Annotated in this window: 6 protein-coding genes; 3 read left to right on the top strand and 3 right to left on the bottom strand. The window is 33.8% G+C overall.

The window, feature by feature from the left end:
* Positions 1–446 (top strand): hypothetical protein (locus Q4Q55_RS08775; RefSeq protein ID WP_303372438.1); only part of this gene is annotated, 446 nt, incomplete at its 5' end.
* Positions 447–1,437: 991 nt separating this feature from the next.
* Here the strand turns inward: Q4Q55_RS08775 and Q4Q55_RS08770 are convergent.
* The 3 genes from Q4Q55_RS08770 to Q4Q55_RS08760 form a co-directional block, all read right to left on the bottom strand.
* A complete protein-coding gene (locus tag Q4Q55_RS08770; RefSeq protein ID WP_303372437.1) occupies positions 1,438–1,890 on the bottom strand; it encodes a hypothetical protein in 453 nt (150 codons plus the stop codon).
* 218 nt (positions 1,891–2,108) lie between these two features.
* A complete protein-coding gene (locus tag Q4Q55_RS08765; protein ID WP_303372436.1) occupies positions 2,109–4,085 on the bottom strand; it encodes a minichromosome maintenance protein MCM in 1,977 nt (658 codons plus the stop codon).
* A gap of 834 nt (positions 4,086–4,919) precedes the next feature.
* Positions 4,920–6,029, bottom strand: a complete 1,110-nt coding sequence (locus tag Q4Q55_RS08760) for a site-specific integrase (RefSeq protein ID WP_303372435.1) — start codon at positions 6,027–6,029, stop codon at positions 4,920–4,922.
* 287 nt (positions 6,030–6,316) lie between these two features.
* Here Q4Q55_RS08760 and Q4Q55_RS08755 point away from each other — a divergent pair, with 287 nt between their 5' ends.
* Together Q4Q55_RS08755 and Q4Q55_RS08750 are read left to right on the top strand one after the other, a co-directional pair.
* Positions 6,317–7,369, top strand: a complete 1,053-nt coding sequence (locus tag Q4Q55_RS08755; protein ID WP_303372434.1) for a DUF1611 domain-containing protein — start codon at positions 6,317–6,319, stop codon at positions 7,367–7,369.
* A 5-nt stretch (positions 7,370–7,374) separates the two neighbouring features.
* Positions 7,375–7,920, top strand: a complete 546-nt coding sequence (locus Q4Q55_RS08750) for a cell division protein SepF (RefSeq protein WP_303372433.1) — start codon at positions 7,375–7,377, stop codon at positions 7,918–7,920.
* Positions 7,921–7,933 lie beyond the last annotated feature (13 nt).

Genomic DNA, 7,933 nt, shown 5'->3' with positions numbered 1-7,933 from the left:
AAGAATGTGAAATATTAAAGGGAGATTTAACTGAATTAGCTGTATTATCTGACTTAAAACACATTAAGAGATTAAACTGGGAAATGTTACCTGAAGGAGAGATGCCTTGGGAAACAGTGGAGGAACAATTAAATCCTATTTTAAAACAAATAAAGAATACTAAAAAACCAGCCGACAAAGCTAGATTAGAACATATTTATTCATATAAGCCAACTACTGTGTTTTATGGAAAATCCGGTTTTAATGGGTATGTTGGATTTGAGTTTAAAGATTTCACTATATTGGAGTCTTTACTTTATGGTAATGCAATTTATGTATTTAATAAAGATTGTATAGAATTAACTAAACTAACTAAAAAAGAAATATTGGATGATAATTTGCATATTGGAAGAATAATACATAAAGAGGGTTGGGAAAAAGAAGTAAGGGATTTATTTGAAAATTAGGTTTAATCAAATTAATTTTTTTTTGATTATCCTACAATTTAATTGAATATTGAATAGTAGCTATGGGAAAATGTTAAGTGTCAACTATTTGATAATTCTGATTTTAACTTGATTTGTCATAGCTACTTTTTGAAAATTTCAATTTTTTGTATCATAATGTGATGAAATCTTGAATCAAATGATGTATTTGAGGGTAGATTCATGAAAAAACATGACTCATGTTTCACAATAGTGGCATTGCTAACTAAATAATTAAAGGGTAATATCAACATTTGAGATTCATATGATGTTGAATAAAGATATAAAAATTAAATTAATTATATTATAAATATTTAAACATGTATTAAGTTCAATATATGATATTTATGATTTTGCACTAGTGATTATAAAAATGTAATGCAATTTGGGATTGATAAGTTAAACGAAATATAATTCTGTATTAGTAATTCAAATCCGTGCGAAAGAAATCTTGATGGATCTAAAATAGCTTTTATACGCATTTGTTAGGTGGAATTTTTTGGATATGGAACAAATAGAACTGGGTTCGAGAAAATATGGGCATTGAATCATTGGAAAAAATTACATGGGTCTTTTCATATCCTTAAACAGGGCATGTTCTTTTCTTCTTAGGTCACGAATTATGTTTTCTTGGTCTTGTATGTCAAAAAGGATGTCATTATAGTTTAATCTCACTTGCACGTGTTCGGGTTTGGTTATATGATCTCCTAGTACATTCGTTTTGGGGACTAGTTGAAATTTCCCGTTAATGATAATCTTTTCACTATACATGTGACTTTGAATTTCATATGCTACCTGGTGGTAGTCTTGTTTTCTTTGTTTTAGGGTGTTTAATTTTGCTAGTTCATATTTCAGTTGGCGATATATTTGGAGGAGTTCTGGATTTAATGGTATCCGGAACTCGCATGTGTTTTTGTTTTTACAGATTTCATGGTTTGGGTAGCATTCACATTTAAACATGTTTATCAGAATTCTAGTTTCCGTATTTTTCATAGACTTTCTGCCAGTCTGTTATGTCTATTCTGTCACGGTGAAGATATGCATATGCCAATTCAATTATATCAATCAAATCTTCCCTATTAACTCCCAATACTTTTATTGCATGTTGCAGCAGTTCATCACTTATTCTTCCAGTGTCTCTGTAGTGTGCAAATAGGGATCTCCAGGCATAGTTTATTTTTTCCAGCTCAGCTTCTCTTTTCATCTCTTCAATGTGCTTTTGTTCATTCATTAAATGTAGTTCCAAGTGACACTTTCCTATTGTGTTAAGCAGTTCCTGTTGTTTGTACAGTGGACTTAATGTTGTTCCTATTCCTAGATATTTTCTTAAACATTCCTCTGTGAATCTGCTTATGTTCGGTATTTCCTCTCGGGCTATTTCCAGCACTTCTTTATCGATACTTAGCTTAATAGCTTCCTTTCCCATAATTTAAACCTCCATTTTTTATAATTCTTGAAATAGTAGCTATGGGGGCATCATGACCATATGACCATGATTTCTGATAATGCTCCCAGTCACTTTTTCAAATGTTTTTTTTATTACTAATCATTCCATTTCATAATACTAATTTTTAAAAATGATATATCAAGAATAGTTGAAATCATGACCATATGAGCAGTATGACCATAATTTCAATAGCTACCTTAAAATATTCTCTCTATTTTCGCCATTGCCTCCCTAAAGACTTTTTCATCATCCAGACTTGTTCCATGACACATCAGACAGCATTCCTTTTTTAAAGAGTTAATGCTTTCACCAGATAATGGCAGACCTTCAAAATCGACTTTGGCTTTTATCATCCTTTCAACATCGATGATGATTTCCATTTCCTTATCTGATTTAACGCCAACTATCTCACCAGCAGTTGTTAAATCCAAACCTAAACTGTACAGGCTTTCTTTATAGATTCTGATGGCATCTTCCGCATCATTTATTGTTGTTAATGTTCTTCCTTCGCATTTTGCCCGTGCAATCGTTAATCTTTCCAGTGATTTGAGGTCTCGTGCTGTAATGGCTTTGCCGTCATGGCTTTGAGTTGCCTGTTGGCGCACATCTACATAAAACTCAGATAACAAGTCAATCACTTCGGCTGTTAATGTGGGAAAGCAGTTGGCCTTCATGTATGTGATGTATTTCTTGAAGCACTCATCGGATAATCTTTCCAGTTTATTTTCACGGGTCTTTCTAGTCAATAGGCTTCTTGCCAGTTCACGGTCTTTTGTTTCACTGATATCATCTCTTAGTGCGAATATCAAATCGAATCTTGACAGTGTTGACTCTGCAATGTCCAATTGCTCGTTGATAGGTTTTGAATCACTGAATCTTGAGTATTTGGGATTAGCCGCTGCCAGTATGCTTGTTCTTGCACTCATTGTCTGAACGATTCCTGCTTTGGCAGAGGATATGCTCAGCTGTTCCATAGGTTCATTCAGGCTTTTCTGTGCAGATGGGGATAACTTATCGAATTCATCAATTATCAGCAAACCTGAATCTGCCAATATCACTCCTCCCGCTTCCATGGTCCATCCTCCTGCCAACTCGTCTTTAACTGCACTGGTGGTTAATCCGACCTGGCTGGTATTGGTTCCTGAAATATTAATCACTTTAGGAGCTCTCCTGTTGACTGCTGTAATCAGTTGTGATTTTCCGATTCCAGGATCACCAATTAGAAGTATATGTGATGTCCACCTGTCAATGATGTCTGTTTTGAATACGTCATCCTTGGGTCGTGCTCCTTCGAATAGCTGCAACAGTAAACCTTCCTTGACGGTTTCATATCCATAGACTTCAGGTGCTAGTGTGTTGACAAGTATCTCATAGATATCTGGCCTTTTGGATAATTCGATTATCATTTCCTTATCCGTTGGCGTTAGGAGGTAATCTTCGAATGCATCGTCTACCGGTGTGATGTTGTGGATGTCTATTAGAAATTCATATGATTCCAGTTCATCTTTTTTGTATGGTTCAACACAAAACTCTCCACACACGTCCACAACTGCACCTGCTTTTATGTTATGGTAGGGTGATGCAAGATAATCCTGCATATATCCTTTAAATTCACGTGTTACTCCTCCTTTCCTCATTTCCAGTGGTTCTTCCAGTTTGGCAATGCGGAAATTTCTAAATTCGCTCATTTCCTTTGAAATTTTCATTGTTCTTTCATTACAACTTTTGCATTCAGTTGGGACTGCTATGTTTTTGTTGTGGGATACTTCTACAACGGTTTGTGACATGCATTTCATGCACTCAAATACTGCCAGTTTCAAGTCAACACGGATGTCTGTGATGTTTTTAACCATTGCCTTGCAGCTGATCCATTCACGATTGTTTGTCGCATCCAGGTTATGCAATTCAACTGTTTCAGGAACATTTACGTATTTTAAAGAAACGTATTCCTTTGAAAATGGATTGGAATTGTATTCACCTTCAATTATGGCTATGTGTCTGTACATTTCCAAGTCAAAGAAATCCTTGCCTGTCTTTTCAAGAAGGTAAGGATTCAGTTTGTTGTAATCGATGTTGACTTTGGACTGCCTGTGCATTGCCCTGCATTTTTCAATCTCCTCACTGTAGGTTTCTTTGATAAATTCTTTTAACATTCTTCTTGGATTAATTGACATTATTTTCACTCTAAATCTTTTTCATTTTTAGCTATTTTATCAGATTATGGGAGAATCATTCAGCAAAATCTCTCACATATCCTGTCAAGTCTTTCGAATATTTCCAATATTTTCTCCCAGTCTTCTTTTGAAACCAATACATAGGTTTTGCCATCTATTTCTTTTTCCATCATGTTATCAACTCTTTTTAATGTTTAAAATTCGACTGTCTGGATGATTGCAGGTATTTGTTGACTCCATATGTTCTTTGATGAAATTGACATTGTTTGAAGAGCGTACGGATTCAATGATTTGAAAAATAAAAATAGAATTCAATATTTCCAATTCTTCACCGAATATTTAGAGTAAAATATTTATTGCTTTTGTTATGAGCAAATCTTTATATATTTTTAAAAATAAACTAGTTATTGGGTTAAGTTTTGAAAAATATTAATTTTTAACAAAGTTGGGTTGACTCGGTTAAATACATTTTTATTTTTCATATTTACCTGAAGGATTATAATTAAAAATATTAAAAGCTTATTATTCATAAAATATTTTTTTATAATCCTTTTTTATATGCTATTGTTCTTTTTTTGATATTTCACCTCGAGTAAGTACCTCACAAAAATATTGCATTCGCTTTGAAATATTGATGTCGAATGGTGAGGCCTAATAATAGATTAGTGTTTTGAATATATAAAATTTTTCTTTTGTTTTTTTAGATAATATTTAATTTAATTTTATTTTTTTATTAAATTGTTTAGACTTAAAAAATAATCCTCGGTGTTTTTAAAATTGGTGTTTAGAAAAAAACAGCAAATAATGTTGAAATGTATAAAAAATGGAAATGACTTAATAAATGTCATTTCCTAAAGCTTTTTTAATGCGGTCAATATCCATGCTCAAATTTTCAAATCTTGATTTCAATTCATCCCTTTCAGCTTCAACCTTTGTAAACTCAGGGGATTTGATATCCATAACGTTCACGTTCATGTTTATCATCAAATTAGGCAAGCACTGAATGTATTTTTCACGCAAGTCATTTGAATCCTCATAAAAGTATGATGCATGGGTTGAGGATTTTCCCCTGCCCTGCAGGGCATCAATGTCGGATTCGCTCATGCCTGCTTTTTTTAAAGTGGTTGCATGAAATTTCCTGAACATGTGTGTTCTCAGTCTCACCAGCTCACCTGCAGAGCCCATGTTCAACTCATGGCTTAGATGATTGAATCTGGATACGATATAGCTTTTGCTTATACTGAATAACTGATCTTCACCGGTCAGATTTTCCCTGTCATTTAACAGGTATGTAATTATTGCCTTAACCGCTTCAGGACTGCAGAAAGTGAAATAGTACTTATTCACCTTAATCCTTTTCAGTCTAAATGTGGGCACGACATTCTCCATTTTGTTTAGTTTGTGCAGGGCTTCATAGATGTCGTCCTTTTCATGGTAGCTGTATGTTGCATCGATGAAATCCTGGACTGTAAGACTCAATGTCTCTGACCTGCCGCATCCGCTGCTGGTCATGAATAGGATTATTGCATTGAATCTGATGTTGGTGTTTTTAAGCGCAATGTCTATTTCCTCATGGGTAAGAATGTCTGAATAATAGATTGGTTCAGGGATTTTCATGTTTTTCTTATTCATTGGGGGCAGGTCATGGATTTCTATATCGTAGTGTTTGTAGACGACTTTGACTGCTAAAAAATAGATTCTGACTGTTTTTGCCTTATAGTTTTCAATTAACCATTGTCTGAAAGTCAACAGTCTGCTTTTCAATTTTCTTTTTTTCCACCTGATTCCGGCTTCTTCCTCATCATCGGCTTCATCAATGAGTTCCTGCAGGGACATCTGATGAAAGTTTGTATAATGGCTGATGGCCTTTCTGTAGGTTCGTTGGGTTGATTCCTTTTGGTTTCTCACCAAAGCTATTTCTTCAAGTATTTGCTTATTATTCATATTTAACCATCTCTACTTTAATAAAATTCTTATTTTCGGTAGAGCATTTGGTAACTATTCGACCAAAAAAAGTTAGGTTAAATATGAATGTAATCTCATGAAACATTCCCCTTTAATTTTTTTAATTAATATTATATTTATAAATTATTCCCTTTAAAACATTTACATTTATTAATATGAAAAATCATATCTAATAGTATAATATTATTTTTATGATTTTTTTCAAAAATAGTAGGATAATAAATTACAGGGATAATTATAAATTATAAGTTATAGGGGTGAAATTGTTGTATTCAGTAAAATCAGTTAAAGAGATTCAAGATTTAAATCCGTTCATTGTAGTAGGTTGTGGCGGAGGAGGGGAAAAATTCTCCAATCTTGAAGGCGTAGAGGCAATTGGATTCATTGATGATAATGTTAAAAAACAAGGAAAAGATTTCTGCAAACATAAGGTTACAGGAAGTTTGGAAGAATGTTTAAAACTGGCTCCGGAGGCCAAATCTCTTGTTATCATGTTGCCAATTGGGGCAGAAGGCGCTGCTTTAAAATATGCTGTTCAGGCAATTGATGCTGGATTAAACGTTGTTACTTCATTTAGATCATTATCTGTTAGTGAAAACTTGGCTTTAAAGAAATTTGCATCATCAAAAGGTGTTGTAATTAAAGAAATTGGCCCTAGATTGGATGTCGTTGAAATGATAGCAGGCACAGCTCCCAAAAAATCATGTGAAGTTTTACCAAAAATATCATACACTCCTAAATCTCCGGTCATCTTTGTTGGAGGAACTTCACAAGAATGTGGAAAAAGAACAACAACCAAGAAATTAGGCCTGGCCTGTATGGAAAGAGATTTAACTCCTGCGATTATATCAACTGATGAAATGGGGCTGGAAGAACCAACTGATTTTAATTTTAGAGCTGGAAGTTTATCTGCAATGGATGTTCCTGCAGCTGTATTGTCTGCTATTAAATACGTTGAAGAAACTAAGAATCCCGATATTATTTTTATTGAAGGTCAATCCAGTTTGACTGAAGATGGAAACCCTCACCCAAGAGGTTTATCAGCAGCTATTTTAATTGGTGCTGCTCCTGATGCAGTTATTGTTGGGCACCGACCAAATCACCCTTACAGACAACCAAAAGGTATCGCTGAAGAGATTAAAGCTATTGAAGCTGTTGAACCTACTAAGGTGGTCGGTTTGTCAATTAATCTTAAAAATGCAGATTCTGATATGACTATTGAATCTTTCGAATCTGAATTCGGATTACCTGTTGAAGATGTTTACAATAATGGGGCTTCTAAATTATTAGATGCTATTTTTAAATATTTAGAGGAGTAATTTAAATGAGCTTTACAGACAATTTAAAAAGAAGTTTAGGTTTTGAAGAAACAGAATCCGGCAATAAAAAAAGTAGCGATGAACCGGGAATTGCTGATATATTACGTGATTTTGGTAAGGATATAAGGAATGGAGTTTCTAATTTACAAAATTCTCAACAAAACAACAATGCACAAAACCCTAGGCCGGCACAAAATCCAAATCATAATCCGAATCGTAACACTGTACCGAAATCTACACCAACTTATGATTACGATGATGATTATGTGATTATTCCAGAACAATCATTTTATGAAATTGCTCTCATCAGACCAAAATCAATTGATGATGTTAACTATGTGGTTGATCAGGTTGTGGAAGAGAAAAATCCTGTTATCCTAGACTTATCTTTCTTAGAACGGGAAAGTCCCGCTAATTTTAAGTTGGCTGGTGAAAAAATTAAACAGATGAGAGCAAGATACGGCGCTCAGGCATTATTGCTTGCACGTTCTGATGAGAAGAATTTAATCATTGTTTCTCCTAAAAAAGTAAAATTAATTAATAAAAACTAATTTTTACTTAAAA

The organism is Methanobrevibacter sp. (assembly GCF_030539555.1).
Classification (GTDB): Archaea; Methanobacteriota; Methanobacteria; order Methanobacteriales; family Methanobacteriaceae; genus Methanocatella.
Note: the sequence above shows the minus strand (reverse complement) of the source record. Positions and strands in the feature narration are given on the sequence as shown.